This is a genomic window from Streptomyces sp. 8N706, assembly GCF_052245415.1.
Lineage (GTDB): Bacteria > Actinomycetota > Actinomycetes > Streptomycetales > Streptomycetaceae > Streptomyces.
In genome coordinates, this window is record NZ_JBQQBW010000131.1 from 1 (window position 1) to 16,784 (window position 16,784).

At 71.6% G+C, this 16,784-nt stretch carries 17 protein-coding genes and 1 pseudogene; 8 read left to right on the forward strand and 10 right to left on the reverse strand.

Annotation, left to right across the window (positions count from 1 at the left end; genetic code table 11):
- Positions 1-76: 76 nt before the first annotated feature.
- Both ACTWQE_RS30050 and ACTWQE_RS30055 read right to left on the reverse strand, forming a co-directional pair.
- Positions 77-283, reverse strand: a complete 207-nt coding sequence (locus ACTWQE_RS30050) for an acyl-CoA carboxylase epsilon subunit (RefSeq protein ID WP_443332235.1) — start codon at positions 281-283, stop codon at positions 77-79.
- A gap of 13 nt (positions 284-296) precedes the next feature.
- Positions 297-1,904, reverse strand: coding sequence for an acyl-CoA carboxylase subunit beta (locus ACTWQE_RS30055; protein ID WP_443332236.1), 1,608 nt, complete (start codon positions 1,902-1,904; stop codon positions 297-299).
- A gap of 164 nt (positions 1,905-2,068) precedes the next feature.
- Between ACTWQE_RS30055 and ACTWQE_RS30060 the strand changes: the two genes are divergently transcribed.
- From ACTWQE_RS30060 to hutH, 5 genes are all read left to right on the forward strand, one after another.
- Positions 2,069-3,034, forward strand: a complete 966-nt coding sequence (locus tag ACTWQE_RS30060) for a biotin--[acetyl-CoA-carboxylase] ligase (protein ID WP_443332237.1) — start codon at positions 2,069-2,071, stop codon at positions 3,032-3,034.
- Between the two features lie 119 nt (positions 3,035-3,153).
- Positions 3,154-4,509, forward strand: coding sequence for an adenylate/guanylate cyclase domain-containing protein (locus tag ACTWQE_RS30065; RefSeq protein ID WP_443332238.1), 1,356 nt, complete (start codon positions 3,154-3,156; stop codon positions 4,507-4,509).
- A gap of 155 nt (positions 4,510-4,664) precedes the next feature.
- A complete protein-coding gene (locus tag ACTWQE_RS30070; RefSeq protein WP_443332239.1) occupies positions 4,665-5,462 on the forward strand; it encodes an enoyl-CoA hydratase/isomerase family protein in 798 nt (265 codons plus the stop codon).
- A gap of 164 nt (positions 5,463-5,626) precedes the next feature.
- Positions 5,627-6,721, forward strand: coding sequence for a diguanylate cyclase domain-containing protein (locus tag ACTWQE_RS30075; protein WP_443332251.1), 1,095 nt, complete (start codon positions 5,627-5,629; stop codon positions 6,719-6,721).
- 674 nt (positions 6,722-7,395) lie between these two features.
- Positions 7,396-8,940, forward strand: a complete 1,545-nt coding sequence (hutH, locus tag ACTWQE_RS30080; RefSeq protein WP_443332240.1) for a histidine ammonia-lyase — start codon at positions 7,396-7,398, stop codon at positions 8,938-8,940.
- A 123-nt stretch (positions 8,941-9,063) separates the two neighbouring features.
- On the opposite strand, the gene ACTWQE_RS30085 is transcribed toward hutH, so the two are convergent.
- Positions 9,064-9,351 (reverse strand): hypothetical protein, encoded by a 288-nt coding sequence (locus tag ACTWQE_RS30085; protein WP_443332241.1) that lies wholly within the window; start codon positions 9,349-9,351, stop codon positions 9,064-9,066.
- A gap of 107 nt (positions 9,352-9,458) precedes the next feature.
- Here ACTWQE_RS30085 and ACTWQE_RS30090 point away from each other — a divergent pair, with 107 nt between their 5' ends.
- Positions 9,459-9,845 (forward strand): hypothetical protein, encoded by a 387-nt coding sequence (locus ACTWQE_RS30090; protein ID WP_443332242.1) that lies wholly within the window; start codon positions 9,459-9,461, stop codon positions 9,843-9,845.
- Positions 9,846-10,024: 179 nt separating this feature from the next.
- The gene (locus tag ACTWQE_RS30095; protein ID WP_443332243.1) at positions 10,025-11,305 is read left to right on the forward strand and encodes a L,D-transpeptidase; all 1,281 of its coding nucleotides are present in this window, start codon (positions 10,025-10,027) and stop codon (positions 11,303-11,305) included.
- 146 nt (positions 11,306-11,451) lie between these two features.
- Here ACTWQE_RS30095 and ACTWQE_RS30100 read toward each other — a convergent pair whose 3' ends face one another.
- The 7 genes from ACTWQE_RS30100 to ACTWQE_RS30130 form a co-directional block, all read right to left on the reverse strand.
- The gene (locus ACTWQE_RS30100) at positions 11,452-12,195 is read right to left on the reverse strand and encodes an SCO6745 family protein (protein ID WP_443332244.1); all 744 of its coding nucleotides are present in this window, start codon (positions 12,193-12,195) and stop codon (positions 11,452-11,454) included.
- 266 nt (positions 12,196-12,461) lie between these two features.
- The gene (locus ACTWQE_RS30105; protein WP_443332245.1) at positions 12,462-12,881 is read right to left on the reverse strand and encodes an acyl-CoA thioesterase; all 420 of its coding nucleotides are present in this window, start codon (positions 12,879-12,881) and stop codon (positions 12,462-12,464) included.
- Positions 12,882-13,120: 239 nt separating this feature from the next.
- Positions 13,121-13,510: a VOC family protein gene (locus ACTWQE_RS30110; RefSeq protein ID WP_443332246.1), complete on the reverse strand. Its 390-nt coding sequence runs from the start codon at positions 13,508-13,510 to the stop codon at positions 13,121-13,123.
- 16 nt (positions 13,511-13,526) lie between these two features.
- On the reverse strand, positions 13,527-13,910 hold the full coding sequence (locus tag ACTWQE_RS30115; protein ID WP_443332247.1) for a hypothetical protein: 384 nt from the start codon (positions 13,908-13,910) through the stop codon (positions 13,527-13,529).
- Between the two features lie 168 nt (positions 13,911-14,078).
- Positions 14,079-14,384, reverse strand: a complete 306-nt coding sequence (locus ACTWQE_RS30120) for a hypothetical protein (RefSeq protein WP_443332248.1) — start codon at positions 14,382-14,384, stop codon at positions 14,079-14,081.
- A 170-nt stretch (positions 14,385-14,554) separates the two neighbouring features.
- A complete protein-coding gene (locus ACTWQE_RS30125) occupies positions 14,555-15,163 on the reverse strand; it encodes a hypothetical protein (RefSeq protein ID WP_443332249.1) in 609 nt (202 codons plus the stop codon).
- Positions 15,164-15,550: 387 nt separating this feature from the next.
- Positions 15,551-16,060: an ArsI/CadI family heavy metal resistance metalloenzyme gene (locus ACTWQE_RS30130; RefSeq protein WP_443332250.1), complete on the reverse strand. Its 510-nt coding sequence runs from the start codon at positions 16,058-16,060 to the stop codon at positions 15,551-15,553.
- 86 nt (positions 16,061-16,146) lie between these two features.
- Between ACTWQE_RS30130 and ACTWQE_RS30135 the strand changes: the two are divergent.
- A pseudogene (locus tag ACTWQE_RS30135) lies at positions 16,147-16,533 on the forward strand (ArsR/SmtB family transcription factor); the annotation flags it as partial.
- Positions 16,534-16,784: the final 251 nt, after the last annotated feature.

Here is a 16,784-nt window from a genome sequence, read left to right on the forward strand (position 1 = left end):
CAGGCGGCACGGTCCGGAGGGACTACTTGGGCCGCACCGCGCCCCGGTGGGCCGGGGCAGCCCGCCGTCCGGGGGTTCAGCGCGGCCAGTACGTGCTGCGCCACGCCTTCGGGCCCGCCTGCGGCAGTGCGCGCCGGGGCACGTTGCGCTCCTTGTCGGCCCACTCGTCCAGCTCGTCCGGCGCCGCGGACGCGGACGAGGCCGCCACGGCGCGCGCTTGGACCACCGCCAGTGCGGCGGCCAGCTCCTCGGGAGTCGGGTTGCCCCGCAGAACCTTGAACATGAGCGCAGCCTCCTTACAGGGGGATGTTGCCGTGCTTCTTCGGCGGCAGGGACTCGCGCTTGTTGCGCAGCGTACGCAGCCCGCGCACGATGTGGCGGCGGGTCTCCGACGGCATGATCACCGCATCCACGTAGCCGCGCTCGGCGGCGACGTACGGGTTGAGCAGCGTGTCCTCGTACTCCGCGATGAGGCGCGCCCGCACCTCCTCGGCCTGCTCCGGCGTCTCCGCCGCCGCGATCGTGCGGCGGTGCAGGATGTTGACCGCGCCCTGCGCGCCCATCACCGCGATCTGCGCGGTCGGCCAGGCCAGGTTGAGGTCCGCGCCGAGGTGCTTGGAGCCCATGACGTCGTACGCGCCGCCGAAGGCCTTGCGGGTGATGACCGTGATGAGCGGCACGGTCGCCTCCGCGTAGGCGTAGATCAGCTTGGCGCCGCGGCGGATGATGCCGTTGTACTCCTGGTCGGTGCCGGGCAGGAAGCCCGGGACGTCCACGAAGGTCAGCACCGGCACGTTGAAGGCGTCGCAGGTGCGGACGAAGCGCGCGGCCTTCTCGGACGCGTCGATGTCCAGGCAGCCGGCGAACTGCATCGGCTGGTTGGCGACGATGCCCACCGGGTGGCCCTCGACCCGGCCGAAGCCGGTCACGATGTTCGGCGCGAACAGCGCCTGCGTCTCGAGGAATTCATTGTCGTCGAGGACGTGTTCGACGAGCCGGGTCATGTCGTACGGCTGGTTCGCCGAGTCCGGGATCACCGTGTCCAGCTCGCGGTCCTCGTCCGAGGTCTCGAGGTCCGCCTCCTCCGCGAAGGCCGGGGGCTCGCTGAGGTTGTTGGAGGGGAGGTAGGAGAGAAGCGCCTTGATGTACTCGATGGCGTCCTTCTCGTCCCCCGCCATGTGGTGCGCGACGCCGGAGGTGGAGTTGTGCGTCCGGGCGCCGCCCAGCTCCTCGAAGCCGACGTCCTCGCCGGTGACCGTCTTGATGACGTCCGGGCCGGTGATGAACATGTGCGAGGTCTTGTCGACCATGACCGTGAAGTCGGTGATCGCGGGGGAGTAGACCGCGCCGCCGGCGCAGGGCCCGACGATCAGGCTGATCTGCGGAATCACTCCGGAGGCATGGGTGTTGCGGCGGAAGATCTCGCCGTAGAGGCCCAGGGCGCTGACACCCTCCTGGATGCGGGCGCCGCCGGAGTCGTTGATGCCGATGACCGGACAGCCGTTCTTCAGCGCGAAGTCCATCACCTTGACGATCTTCTCGCCGAACACCTCGCCCAGCGCACCGCCGAAGACGGTGAAGTCCTGGGAGAACACGGCCACCGGACGGCCGTCGACCGTGCCGTAGCCCGTGACGACCCCGTCGCCGTACGGACGGTTGTTCTCCAGGCCGAAGTTGGTCGAGCGGTGCCGGGCGAACTCGTCCAGCTCCACGAACGACCCCTCGTCGAGGAGGAGGTCGACGCGCTCACGGGCGGTCAGCTTGCCCTTCGCGTGCTGCTTCTCGACCGCGCGCTGCGAGCCGGCGTGCGTCGCCTCGCCGATGCGCCGCTGGAGATCCGCGATCTTCCCTGCGGTCGTGTGGCTGCTTGGATTGTTCTGAGCGGCGATTTCCGGCTCGGACATCGGGATGCGGCTCCTGCTCGTCCTCGGATTGGGCTACCTGGGCTACGTGGGGGCTACCGACTCGTAGCGTATCGGCGACACTGCGCTATGGCAGTGCGGTGTTGGCCACACCTCAGGCCCTTCGCGGACAGGCCGTGAACTGGTACGGGCCCTACGCTGACCGTATGACGCCGAAGCCGCCAGTCCCACCCGAGCAGCCTGGCTCCCCGCAGCCCGACCGTCCCCGGGACCGCTGGTCCGATCTCGAGCGCCCGCCGCTGAACGCCGCGTCGTTGCGCCGCGCCCTGGTCCGCCCCGGCGGGCTCTGGACCACCTTGGACGTGGTCGAGGCGACCGGGTCCACCAACAGCGATCTGGCGGAGCGCGCACGGGCGGGAGAGGCCGAGGAGGGCACGGTACTGGTCGCCGAGGAGCAGACCGCCGGGCGCGGGCGGCTCGACCGGCACTGGTCGGCACCGGCGCGCTCCGGACTCTTCTTCTCCGTCTACCTGCGGCCCGGCGCGGGAGACGCGCGGGTGCCGGTCGAGCGGTGGGGGTGGCTGCCGCTGCTCGCCGGGGTCGCGACGGCGACGGCGCTGTCCCGGGCCGCGGGCGTCGATACGGCGCTGAAGTGGCCCAACGATCTGCTGGTGCAGGTCAGGGGCGAGGAGCGCAAGGCCGGCGGGATTCTCGCGGAGCGGATCGGCGCGGCCGCCTCAGGCGCCTCAGACGTCTCCGGGGACTCCGATGTCTCCGAGGGAGGCATTGTGATCGGGATCGGGCTCAATGTGACGCTGCACGAGGACGAGCTGCCGGTGCCCGGCGCGGGGTCGCTCGCGCTGGCCGGAGCGGCGTCGGTGGACCGCGATCCGCTGCTGCGCGCCGTACTGCGGTCGCTGGAGCAGTGGTACGAGGACTGGCGGGCGGCCGGCGGCGACCCGGGGGCCAGCCGGTTGCAGGAGGCGTACGCGGCGGGCTGCGCGACGCTCGGCCGGACCGTACGCGCCGAGCTGCCGGGTGGCCGGGACATCGTGGGCGAGGCCGTCGCGGTCGACGGTGACGGCCGGCTCGTGCTCGCCACGGACGAGGGCGTGCAGCAGCCGGTCGGCGCCGGGGACATCGTCCATCTCCGCGCCGCGACACAAGAGTGAGCTAGGGCACACCTGCCGTATCGTGGGGCTCCGGACCAGGCAGATGCCTGGCGGGACCAGGCGGAGCGGCGAGAAGTGATCGGAAGGGCTGTGCGCAGGGATCGGGCAGGGGGCGGGCGGTGACCGTGGACGACCCGGGCGCGCCGGGGCGCGAACACGAGCACCCCGGACCACAGGCGCCCCCCGGCCCCCCGGAGCCCGACCGCGCGGACGCCGGGGCGGACGGCGGCGGGACGGCCGGAGCCGGGGCGGACCGGGCCGTGGCCGACGGCGCCGGGGCGGAGGATGCCCGGACGGATCGAGCCGCGACCGGCACGGCTGGGGCCGGCGGCGGAGCGGGGAACGGCACGGCCACCGAGGGCGCCGGGGCCGGCAGCACGGCCACCGACGGTGACGAAGCCCCGGAAGAGGGAGACCCGCTCGCCCTCCGGCTCGAACAGCTGATCCTCGGCGCGGAACGGCGTTACACCCCGTTCCAGGCCGCGCGCAGTGCCGGTGTCTCGATGGAACTCGCCTCCCGCTTCTGGCGGGCGATGGGGTTCGCGGACATCGGCCAGGCCAAAGCCCTGACGGAGGCGGACGTGCTGGCGCTGCGGCGGCTGGCCGGTCTGGTCGAGGCGGGCCTGCTCAGCGAGCCGCTGGCCGTCCAGGTCGCGCGGTCCACCGGGCAGACGACGGCGCGGCTCGCGGAGTGGCAGATCGACTCCTTCCTGGAAGGGCTCACGGAACCACCGGAGCCGGGGATGACCCGCACCGAGGTCACCTATCCGCTGATCGAACTGCTGCTGCCGGAGCTGGAGGAGTTTCTGGTGTACGTCTGGCGGCGGCAGCTGGCCGCCGCCACGGGGCGGGTCGTGCAGGCGCAGGACGACGAGGAGATGGTCGACCGGCGGTTGACGGTCGGCTTCGCCGATCTCGTGGGGTTCACCCGGCTGACGCGGCGGCTGGAGGAGGAGGAACTCGGCGAGCTGGTCGAGGCGTTCGAGACCACGGCGGCGGATCTGGTCGCCGCCCACGGAGGCCGGCTGATCAAGACGCTCGGCGACGAGGTGCTGTTCGCCGCCGACGACGCGGGAGTCGCCGGTGAGATCGGACTGCGGCTCATCGAGACGATGAGTCATGACGAGACGATGCCGGAGCTGCGGGTCGGGATGGCTCTCGGGACGGTGACGACGCGGATGGGCGACGTCTTCGGGACCACGGTCAATCTGGCGAGCCGGCTGACGTCGATAGCGCCCAAGGACGCGGTGCTCGTGGACGGGGCGCTCGCGGAGGAGCTGATGCGGTCCGGGGACGCCCCGGAGTCGGAGGCGGAGGCCGCGGCGGCGGAGAAGGAGGGCGAGGGTCCCGAGACTCCGTACCGCTTCGCGCTCCAGCCGATGTGGCAGCGGCCGGTCCGCGGGCTCGGCGTGGTCGAACCCTGGCTGCTGACCCGCAGACCCCAGCCGCCCCGCCCCGACGGTGAGCGCGCCTGACGGCGGACGACGCCTGCGGCGGTGAGCGGGCCTCTGCGGGTGCCCAGTGGTGCCGTTGGTGTCGGCGGTGCCGACGGTGATGTTCGCTGACGGCGGGCGCGCGCCGGTGCGATGATGCCTCGCGTCAGGTTCACGGTCGTTAACCGGGAGGGCGCATGGGCGAGCAGCGTTTCGGGGAGTGGGTCGTCGTACGGCGGCATGACGGGCATGTGGCGGAGCTGGTGCTCGACCGTGTCAAGGCCATGAACGCCGTCTCCACGGAGATGGCCCGGTGCCTCACGGAGGCGTGTGACGCGCTCACCCGCAACCGTTCCGTACGGGTCGTCGTGGTGACCTCCACCCATGCGCGGGCGTTCTGTGTCGGAGCCGACCTCAAGGAGCGCAACTCCCTGACGGACGCCGAGCTGGTGCGCCAGCGCCCGTACACCCGGGCCGCCTACACCGGCGTGCTGGAGCTTCCGATGCCCACCATCGCGGCCGTGCACGGCTTCGCGCTGGGCGGTGGTTTCGAGATCGCCCTGTCCTGCGATCTGATCGTTGCGGACCGTACGGCCGTGGTCGGCCTGCCGGAGGTGTCCGTCGGAGTGATCCCGGGCGGCGGCGGGACGCAGTTGCTGCCGCGGCGGGTGGGCGCCGCCCGTGCGGCGGAACTCGTCTTCACCGCACGGCGCCTGGAGGCGGAGGAGGCGCGGGAGCTGGGCCTCGTCGACCGGCTCGTCGAGGCGGGCGAGGACCGTACGGAGGCGCTGGCGCTGGCCGGGCGGATCGCCGGGAACTCCCCGGTCGGGCTGCGGGCCGCCAAACGCGCCCTGCGGCTGGGGCACGGGCTGGACCTGAAGGCCGGGCTGGAGGTCGAGGACGCGGCCTGGCGGAGCGTTGCGTTCTCCGGCGACCGCGCGGAGGGCGTCGCCGCCTTCAACGAGAAGCGCACACCGGACTGGCCCGGCGAATAATCTGCTTCTTCCCTCGAACGGGGCGAATCGCGCCAAATGTTCCTACGCTGGAGTGCGCTGGGGTGCAAGGTGTGCACGCAGTTACGGAACGTGAGGGTGCGGTGTCGGACGACGGCAGCGGGGGCGATGCGCGGCTGCGGGCCGTCGTGGGCCTGGCCCAGGCGATGGCCGCGACACAGACGCCGCCCGAGTCGGTGCGGGCCGCCGCGGTGGGTGCCTGCCGCGCGCTGGGCGGGTCCTTCGCGGCGATCTCCGTCTGGGAGCGGGAGCTCGGCCGGCTCCGGGTCCTGGTGAACGTCGGTGAGCTGGCGAAGGGCGAGGAGGAGTTCCCCGAGGACGAGTCCTATCCGGTGCACGAGTTTCCGGAGATCGCGGAGTTCCTGCACGAGCAGTGGGCAGGGGGCGGCGAGCCGAACGCCTGGGTGGAGATCGCCGACGGCCCCGAGGCGAACCGTATGCCCGGCTCGTACTGCCACCGGCGCGTGGCGGCCCTGCGGCGGCGTGGGCGGGGGTGCTGCGTCGTCGCGCCGATCGTGCTGCACGGACGGGCCTGGGGCGAGCTGTATGTGGCGCGACGGGTGGGGGAGCCCGTGTTCGAGCGGGACGACGCCGACTTCGCCACGGTGCTGGCCTCGGTCACCGCGGCGGGAATCGCGCAGACCGAGCGGCTGGAGGAAGCGCGCCGTCTGGCCTTCACCGATCCGCTGACCGGACTCGCCAACCGCCGGCTGGTGGATCTGCGGCTGGACGAGGCGGTGGAGCGCCACCATGCCGACGGCACCGTCGTGAGCCTGGTCGTCTGCGACCTCAACGGCCTCAAGCGGGTCAACGACTCGCTCGGCCACGCTGTGGGGGACCGGCTCCTGGAACGGTTCGGCTCGGTGCTCTCACTGTGCGGCGCGATGCTGCCGGGCGCTCTGGTGGCGCGGCTGGGAGGCGATGAGTTCTGTCTGCTGGCGGTGGGGCCGCCCGCCGACGACGTGGTCCGCGCGGCCGACGAACTGTGCCGCCGGGCGACCGGCCTGGAGCTGGGGGAGGGCGTCGCCTGCGGGGTCGCCTCGACGGGCGAGCGTATCGGGCCGGTGGGCTCCGCGCGCCGTCTCTTCCGTCTGGCGGACGCGGCCCAGTACCGGGCGAAGGCGGCCCGTTCCGGGAAGCCGGTCGTCGCGGGCCGTGAGGGACCCGACGACCCGGTCCTGCGGCTGGCGGAGTCGCCCCCGGAGCGCGGCCCCGAACGCCGCCGCTTCCGCCGCGACTGACGTGCGCCCCGCCCGGTGTGACCCGCCGCCCGGGGGGCCGACTTGTGGGCCCTGGGTGGGCCCGGCCCGCGGGCCCAGGGCGCGTCCGACGGCTCTCCGCGGGCTCGCGACGCTCCCCCGGACTCCGTCCGGGTGGGGGGCCCTCCGGCCGGAGGCTGGGGGAGTGCCCCCAGGCACGGCAGCCGCCCGGCCTTCGGCCGGGACCGCCATGCTGGATCGCCCGGGGCCTTGCGATGCTCCCCAGCCTCGGTGCCTCCGGCCGATGGCTGGTGTTGTGGCCCCGCACCGGATGACGCTTCGCTGATCCACGCCGAGCGGTCGGACACGCACTGGTCCCGTCCGCGACCGACGGCTCGGCCTTCCTGGACAGGACCGGCTCCCGACCCCGCCGCTGCTGCCGCGAGCTGCGTCCGCCCCCGGGCCCCGGCTGCCGCCGTGAGCGGGTGCCCTCCGGAGGGCGGCTCGGGCCCCCGGTGGTCGGCTCCAGCGGGCCGGAGCCAGGCTCGCTTGCTCGTTCCGGGGGACGGGTCCCGGGCCACGGGGCTGCCCAGGCCCCGTCGGCGCGGCTCCGGCGACCGCGGTCCCGCCCAGTGGTGCGCCCCGCGGCGCCCGCGCGAGCCGACGGGTGGAACCCCTGGTGACATCCAGGGATTCAGTCTCTAGGGTGCCTGAATATGGATATGCACACTGTGGTGGTGGGGACGTCCGGAACGAGCGCGGAGGACGTCATCGCTGTGGCCCGGGGCGAGGCCAGGGTCGAGCTCTCCGGCGACACGCTGGCGGCGCTCGCGGCCTCCCGTGAGGTCATTGACGCGCTCGCCGCCAAGCCGGAGCCGGTCTACGGGGTCTCCACCGGGTTCGGCGCGCTGGCCGTACGCCACATCAGCCCCGAGCTTCGCGCACAGCTCCAGCGCAACATCGTCCGCTCGCACGCCGCCGGAATGGGACCGAGCGTGGAGCGCGAGGTCGTGCGCGCCCTGATGTTCCTGCGCCTGAAGACGGTCTGCTCGGGCCGTACGGGCGTCCGTCCGCTGGTCGCCCGGACCATCGCCGACGTCCTGAACGCGGGCATCACCCCCGTCGTCCACGAGTACGGTTCGCTGGGATGCTCGGGCGACCTCGCGCCGCTCTCGCACTGCGCCCTGACCCTCATGGGCGAGGGTGACGCCGAGGGCCCCGACGGGGTCGTACGGCCCTCCCACGAGTTGCTCGACGCCCACGGCATCGAGCCCGTGGTGCTCCGCGAGAAGGAGGGCCTCGCGCTCCTGAACGGCACCGACGGGATGCTGGGCATGCTGGTGATGGCCTGCGCGGACCTGGCGCGGCTCTTCACCGCCGCCGACATCACCGCCGCGCTCACCCTGGAGGCCCTGCTCGGCACGGAGAAGGTCCTCGCGCCCGACCTGCACGCGATCCGCCCGCACCCCGGCCAGGCGGCCAGCGCCGCCAACATGCTGAAGGTGCTCTCCGGTTCGGGCCTCACCGGGCACCACCAGGACGACGCGCCGCGCGTCCAGGACGCGTACTCGGTCCGCTGCGCTCCGCAGGTCGCAGGAGCCGGCCGCGACACTCTCGCCCACGCACGGCTGGTCGCCGACCGCGAGCTCGCGTCGGCCGTGGACAACCCCGTCGTCCTGCCCGACGGCCGGGTGGAGTCCAACGGCAACTTCCATGGCGCGCCGGTCGCGTACGTCCTCGACTTCCTGGCGGTGGCGGCGGCCGATCTGGGCTCCATCGCCGAGCGGCGTACGGACCGGCTGCTCGACAGGAACCGCTCCCACGGGCTGCCGCCCTTTCTGGCCGGTGACCCCGGGGTGGACTCGGGCCTGATGATCGCCCAGTACACGCAGGCTGCCCTGGTCAGCGAGATGAAGCGGCTGGCCGTGCCCGCCTCGGTGGACTCCATCCCGTCCTCGGCGATGCAGGAGGACCATGTCTCCATGGGCTGGTCCGCGGCCCGCAAACTCCGTACCGCCGTGGACAACCTCGCCCGGGTCATCGCCGTCGAGCTGGTGGCGGCGACGCGCGCGATCGAACTGCGTGACGGTCTGACGCCGGCCCCGGCCACCCGGGCGGTCCTGACGGCCGTGCGCGAGGCGGGAGTCGAGGGTCCGGGGGGCGACCGCTTCCTCTCGCCCGACCTCGCGGCCGCGGACGCGTTCGTACGCTCCGGAAGGCTGGCCCACGCGGTGGAGTCGGTAACGGGCCCGCTCGCCTGAGCCCCCCCGCCGCTCCGACGGCTCCCACGGCTCCACACCCACCGGCCAGGCCCGGTCCCGCTCAGCCTCCGGGCGGCGGGGCCGGGGTGCGGTCGGGCGGTGCCGGAGCGCGGTGGAGTGGTGTCAGAGCGCTGTCGGGCGGGAGCGGCGCGCGGCGACGGAGACGAGGGCCGCGCCGAGGCCGAGGAACAGGGTGCCGCCCACCAGATACGGTGTCGTGTCCACGCTGCCGGTGTCCGCGAGCGAGAGGTCCTGGGACCGGGGGTCCGGGGTGCCCGCCTGGGGCCTGGTCTGGGTGCGGGGTGTCGGTCCGGTGTCCTCGACGGTCGCGTTCGCGGAGGGAACGAACCACAGCGCGAACAGCAGTGAACCCGCGGCGGTGGCGGTCAGCAGCGGGCGGCGTGCGGACACGTAACGGACCCCCTTGTAGCGCTGGAGAATTGGCCGTCCCGGGAGATGTTAGTGACAGGGGCGGGTCGTGGGAAAGTCTCGGATCGCGGGCCGCATACGCTCGGCTCATGAGCACTGCTGACACATCACGATTTGTACGACTTCGGGTGGAGCTCGTGCTGGAGGTCACCGACACGGGTGAACTCACCACCGCCGCCATGGATCACATCCAGAGTGAGGAATTCCTCCCCGACGTGGAGCGCGATCACGCCCGGACCGCCGTCTCGGGAGACGAGGCGGAGGCCATGGCCTATCTGATCGACCCGTTCAACCTGGTCAACGACATCCCCGGAACCGAGCTCGCACAGGCGTCCTGGAGCTGCGAGAAGATCGACTACGACCCGGAGTCCGAGGAATGGGCCCTCGACGAGGAGGACGAGGGCTTCGACGTCGGCGGCTGGATCGGTGAGGATGGGGACCGCCCGGACGGGGAAGGCGGTGCCGGGAGGGCGTGACCCCGCGGCACGGAAGGCCCTGGGTGGCGCCCAGTGCGGCCCGGACCTCGGCGGCGTACGTGGTGTTCCCCACAAATTTCTCTCTTGGGGGAACCGGACGAATAGGGATAGGTGTTTTACCAGGGGCCCGGGACTCGTGCGCCCACGGCTCGGTTCGGGGACTCAGGGGAACAATGACGATGGAGAAGCGTGTGATGACGGACGGTAAGCGGCGCAAGGGCCTGGTGGCCCTTGCCACGCTGCTCAGCGGTGTGCTGGCGCTCACGGCGTGTAGCAGTGACGGCGGCGACGGCGAGGGCGGCAGCACCGACAACCGTGCGAAGTCGCAGGCTCAGGTGGATCAGCAGGCCGCCAAGGACGCCTCGGACGCCCGAATAACGATCACCCCCGAGGACGGCGCCGACAACGCCGGCATCAACAGTGACGTCAAGGTCAAGGTCGCCGGTGGCACGTTGACCAAGGTGACGATGACCGCCGTCGAGACCGGCACCGAGGTGCCCGGCAGCCTGTCGTCCGACGGCACGTCCTGGAAGCCCGACGGCCAGCTGGAGCGCTCCACCAAGTACAAGATCTCCGCTGAGGCGGAGGACTCCAAGGGCCGCTCCGCCAACGAGAACTCCACCCTCACCACGGTCTCGCCCGCCAACAGCTTCATCGGCAACTTCACCCCCGAGGACGGCTCGAAGGTCGGCGTCGGCATGCCGGTGTCGATCAACTTCGACAAGGCGATCACCAACAAGAAGGACGTCGAGTCCGCCATCAAGGTCACCTCGTCCAGCGGCCAGAAGGCCGTGGGGCACTGGTTCAACGGCAACCGCCTGGACTTCCGTCCGGAGGACTACTGGCAGGCCGGCTCCACGGTCACCCTCGAGCTCGGTCTGGACGGCGTCGAGGGATCCCCGGGGGTGCAGGGCGTCCAGAAGAAGACGGTCACCTTCCAGATCGGCCGCAACCAGGTCAGCACGGTCGACGCCAAGACGAAGCAGATGACCGTCACCCAGGACGGCAAGAAGATCAGGACCATCCCGATCTCCTCCGGCAGCCCCGAGAACCCGACCTACAACGGCCAGATGGTGATCTCCGAGAAGTTCAAGGAGACCCGGATGGACGGCTCGACCGTCGGCTTCAAGAAGAAGGACGGCAAGGGCGAGTACGACATCAAGGACGTCCCCCACGCGATGCGGCTGTCCACCTCGGGCACCTTCATCCACGGGAACTACTGGGGTGCTGACTCGATCTTCGGCAAGGTCAACACCAGCCACGGCTGCGTGGGCCTCAACGACGTCAAGGGCGCGGACGACCCCAAGCAGCCCGGTGCCTGGTTCTACGACAACTCGCTCATCGGCGACGTCGTGGTCGTCAAGAACTCCCCGGACAAGACCATCACTCCCGACAACGGCCTCAATGGCTGGAACATGGAGTGGAGCGAGTGGGTCGCCGGGAGCGCGCTCGGCGCCTGACCCCGGCCCGTAGGCGCTGAAGTCCCTGCCTTCCATACATTCAGGCATTCCGCGTGACGGCGGCGGACCGCACCTCATGGGTGCGCGTTCCGTCGCCGTCGTTCTCCTATGGGCTACGGCGGGTTCCTCCGGGGCGCTGCGGTCCCTCAGCCGAGGGCGACCAGCCGCTCCCGCAGTTCGACGAATTCGCTCTCCGGCAGCGCCGCCGCGGCAGCCCGGTCGAACGCCTCCTCCGTCAGCCGTTCCGCCCGCTGCCACCGCTCCGTCAGGTCCGGGATCTTCTCCGCCCGCGCCACGAGGGCATCGGCCTCCTCCTCCGGCCAGGCCGTACGCAGCAGCCGGGCACGCCCGCCGCCCGGGTCCGCCACGACCGCATCGGTGACCCCGATGCCGCTCGCCCGCAACGCGGCGAAATGGAGCCCTCCACGGAGCTCGCGCAGCAGCATGAGCGCGTGTGCGAGGGCGGCCGGGCCGTCGGTGTCGTACGGGCGGTCGGCGGCCCGCCAGCCGGCGAACAGCGGCAGCGCGCTGCCGTCCGCGGCGTCCACGACCCGGTGGGCGAGCCGTGCCGTACGGACGGCTTCGGGGGTGCCCGTCAGATGGTTCCGGCCCCAGTCCCAGCAACTCCGGGAGTACGCCTCGAGGGCCTGCGCGGGTGTGACCTCCGCGCTGTTCTCCCAGGTGTAGTCGATGACCCAGGCCGGGAAGATGCCGAGGACCTGTGTGACGAGACGGGGCGGCGGGTCGCCGAGCACGGCCGCCCGGCCGCGGAAGTACAGCAGGCGGTCGGCGAGGCCCAACTCCGCGCCCCGGGCGTTGAGTTCGGGCGAGGTCATGAACCAACCGCCGAGCTGCACGACCGCGCTGTACGTGTCCGCTGCGAATGTCATATGCGGAACGTACTGCGCTCCGCGCGGGCGGAGGGCGGTTTCGCGGCAGGTGGGGGTGGCGCCTCCGGTCCGCGGCGCCGACGGCGGCACGGGCCGCGGCCCTCGCCCGGTGCGGGGCCCCGGCTGTCGTGCGCCTGCCCATCCCCGCTGCTGCTCCCGGCCTCCGGCGCCGCTGTTGCCGCTGTCGGCAGCCGGGGGTCCCCTCCCCGTACCCGTCCACCCGTAGGCGTACCCGGCCGTGCCGCCGGAGCCGTTCTCCGGAGACGTCAGAGGCCGAGCAGCGAGGGGTCGGAGGCGAAGACGCGGAAGCTTTCGCGGGGGTCGGGGAGCAGCTTGCGCGCCCGGAGATCCATCAGCCCGCCGACGCTGTGCAGCTCCGCCACCAGCTCGCCGTCGCGGTGGAAGGTCTGCTCGACCCGGAACGTCTTCCCCTCGCCCCACACGAACGCACAGGTCACCTCCACCTCTTCCCCCGCGCGCAGCTCGCGGTGGAAGCGGATCGTGCTCTCGAGGTTCACCGGTCCGATGCCCTTCTCGATCAGCTCGCTCTGCCGCATCCCGGCGGCCTGGACGAGGGACCAGCGGGCGTGCTCGGCGTACTGCGTGTACACGCTGGTGTTGAGGTGTCCCTGCGAATCCGTCTCATAGCCCCGGACGGTGATCCGTACGGTGAACGGCTGCGTCATCTCGTTCCTTCCCGAAGGTCCTGCCGGCAAGCCCTGCCGACCGGTGAGCCCAGGAGGCTCCACGAGCGTCCCGGACGGCGCGTCCGCGTGTCCGTATCTCAACGTCTGCCGGAGTCATGGGGGTTGGCCGCGTCCTCGCTTCTGGCGCTCATCCTCGTGCAGACGCGGTCTCCGCACACAGGACGCACCTCACACCGCTGAGCCCGGCGGCGGGGTCCCGTGCGTGAGCCGCTGACGGCTCACGCCACGTCCGGCAGGTGACAGACGGCCTCGACGTTGTTGCCGTCGGGGTCACGTACGAAGGCACCGAAGTACGTCTCGTGGTACTCGGGCCACATCCGTGGCGCGTGCAGTTCCTCGGCGCCTGCCGCGAGCGCGGCGGCATGGAAGGCGGCGACGGCGACGCGATCGGCGGCGGTGAACGCCACATGCACCTCACGGGCCTCGCCGCCGCTTCCCCTGGCTCCCTCGCTCAGCGGCCCCAGCCAGAACTCGGGCCGTGTCGCGCCGTAGCCGATCACCTCGCCGAACTCCAGCAGCCGCCTGCTGCCGAGCGGTTCGAGCACGGCGTCGTAGAAGGCCGCGCTGGTTCGGACATCCCTGACCTGGAGTGAGACATGGTCGATCACGACGACCAGCCTGCCATCAAGCCGTCGAACCCGCCCGGGTATAGCGGACATAGAACGTCACGGCGGCCATGGAGACGCCGAGGGTCAGCCCGACCAGCGAAGCCTCCAGTGCGGTCTGCCCGCTCACGCTCAGCATGTAGCCCAACGCACCGCCGAAGATCGCTCCGTATGCCGCCGACCGCGTCTCCCGCGACATACGGTGCTGCGTCACTCCGATGGCGAAGCAGAGCGCCGCGCACGCCGCCCCGCCCACGAGGGAGGCCACGATGATACGGGTGTTGGACGCCCCGTTGTTGCTCTCCAGGAAGGCCACATAGAGGCCGAAGGCGATGCCCAGCATGAGGGGAACGCCCAAGGACGTGCCCGCGTGATGGTGCACCGGCATGGGAGTGGTCGACATGACGGGACTCCTCTCTCACCCTCACGACCAGAGCACACCCGCAGGCCGTGGGCGGCAACTCGGTCGGCCGGAATCCCCGTACGTCCGGTCGCAGTCGGTAGCGGGGCCTCGCGCAGGGTGACCGGGGGTCTCACATCCCCGTGGGCACGGAGGCCGCTCCCGGAGCGTTCAGAGACGGCTCCGGGGCCCTCGCCGCCCGAGCCGTCGCTGCCGGTGTCGCTCGCCGAGCGCCGTCAGCCCGTAGATCCCGCCGAGCGCGGCGCCGAAACAGGCACCCGTGACCGAGTTCTCCGGAGCGTGATCGAGGAGGGCGGCGGAAGTGAAGATCACCATGAGCGGCGTACCGACGCCCAGCCCCACGCCCAGGGGGTGGCGCGCGATGAACAACTGGAAACGCGTCGGCTGCTCCTGGCCGCCGACCACACGGCCGACCGTCCAGGACTCGCGAGCCGGCTCACGGTCAGTGCCTGTCATGGTCAGGCGAGCCTAGTCCGTGCCGGTCCGGCGTCAAGGGTGACGACCGGGTGCTCCCGCTCACCGGCCGTCGCCGGCACCGGCCACCGGAATGCGCAGGCTGCGGCCTGTACGGGTGTGCCTGCCGCCCGTACAGGCCGCGCCGCACGGGCCGAAGTGGTACCCGGTCATCACCCTCCCGCCCGCGCAGCCTGCCGCTGGAGCACGGCCCCGAGCGCCGGTCCACGCCGCCTGTTCCACAGCCGCATGGCTTCGGTATCCGCGGCCAGCGCGGTCCGAGCGGCCTCCAGAAGCGAGCGTTCCGCGGAGTTGACGGCCAGCGCGCCACTGCTGATCGCTTGCAGCGCGATGTCGAGGTCCTCCTCATCCACGTCCTGAGTGGCCCACTGCTCGGCCGTCGCCTGAGCCGATTCAACGGCCTTCTGCATTTCCTGACGGAACTCCGATGCGGCAGCAGCCACCGGTTCGGGGCCTTCCAGCTGAACAGCTGTGTACGCCGGGCGCAGGGCACGGCTCTTGGCTGCGGCCTTTTCGGAGAGATCGCCCAGATTCCCGGTTTCGTTCGCCAACGCGGACTGGAACGCGAGCATGGCTTGCCGGGCATCCTCACCGGCGGTCAAGAATGATGTGTAGGCGGCACGCTGCTGAGCCTGGTGCTCTTTATGGTGGGCCGCAAAGAGTTCCAGCGTCTTCAGCCGGTAGTTCAGATAGCCGGTGAGCAGCGAGCCGCATAGGGTGCCCAGCAGACCGGAGAGAGCGGCGATCAACGCAGTCGTCATCGCCGCAGTTTGGCGTGGGGCCCGGACCGTGAGAGGGCCCTTGACCGGACCGTGATCTCTGACGGTGGCGAGGACCTCTGACGGTGGCGAGGACGGAGCCAACCGTTCCCCGGGCGCCCGGCACTCTCTCGCAAGGGCGGTGGCTGCCGACTCCCGGCACGGCGGCTCCGCCCTGTGAGCCTTCCGAACGACCACGCCTCCCGTAAGGGGTGGGAATGGGTCGGCTTTCCCGCGTATCCCTCGGTTCGTCGTCGCCCCGACGGAGGGGGTGGTTATGCAAGGACGCCCTCGGCAGGTCGGCCCCTGGCCCGGCCGGGACCATCCTCAGCTGCCGCGAGGGCCTCGGTCCCCGTGTGACCGGGGTCCGAGGCGCATGCAGGTGTGGGATCAGCTCCCGCAGACGCACCCGGCGGCGGCCTTTGCCTCGGCCGGTGTCCGGGCGGGGTCGGTGGCCTGTTCGTCGGGGGTACAGCAGGCGGTGGTGCCACAGCAAGCGTCCGGGGCGGCTTCGGCGTTCTTGGCGAGGGTGTCGGCGTCGGCCTTCACGACGTAGACCTCCCAGGGCTCCTTGCCGGGGCCGGTCACCCAGACCTTGTCCTGCAGTGCGTAGCAGCAGGAGGTGTCGTTCTCCTCGAAGGTCGCCATCCCCGCCTGCTGGAGACGGTCGGCGGCCTCGGTGACCTGGTCGGTGGTGGCGACCTCGACGCCGAGGTGGTCCAGGCGGGTCTCTACGAGGGCATGGTCTTCCAGGAGGACGAGCTTGAGCGGGGGCTCGGCGATGGCGAAGTTCGCGTAGCCGGGGCGACGCTTGGCCGGTGCGGTGCCGAACAGCTTGGAGTAGAAGGCGATCGAACCTTCCAGGTCGTTGACGCGCAGAGCGAGCTGAACACGGGACATGGCGGTCTCCCTGATCCGGTCCTGTATCGACGCTTGTCGATACAGTCGACCTTGGCACCGGATTAGATACCTGTCAACATAGACGCATGTCGAAATCAGAGATGCCGGTTCTGGGGCAGGACGATCGGACGGTGTGCTGCTCGCCGATGGTCCGCGAGCCGGTGGGGGAAGAGGCCGCCGTCGATCTTGCCCGGATGTTCAAGGCCCTCGCGGACCCGGTGCGGCTGAGGCTGCTGTCCCTGATCGCCTCCCACGAGGGAGGCGAGGCGTGCGTCTGCGACCTCGTGGGCCCGTTCGACGTCTCCCAGCCGACGATCTCCCACCACCTGAAGGTGCTGCGCGAGGCCGGGCTGGTCGGCTCCGAGCGGCACGGGACCTGGGTCTACTACTGGGTGCTGCCCGTGGCCCTCGCCCGGCTCTCCTCGCTCCTCGAGAGCCCGGCAGGAGGGGCGGTCCCGGCCGCCGCGGTGGCCTCAGCAGGAGCGGCGGTCCATGACGGAGCGGCGGTCCGGGGCGGTGCTGCGGTCCATGACGGAGCGGCGGTCCATGACGGAGCGGCGGTCCATGACGGAGCGGCGGTCCGGGGCGGAGCTGCGGCCCAGGGCGGAGCGGCGGTCCAGGCCGCCGCGGTGACCCCGGCGGGGGCCTCCCGATGACGGCGCCCGCCCTGGGGCGCAGGGTGGCCGTCGGATGCGTGGGAACGGCCGCCTGGTAACGGTCGTGG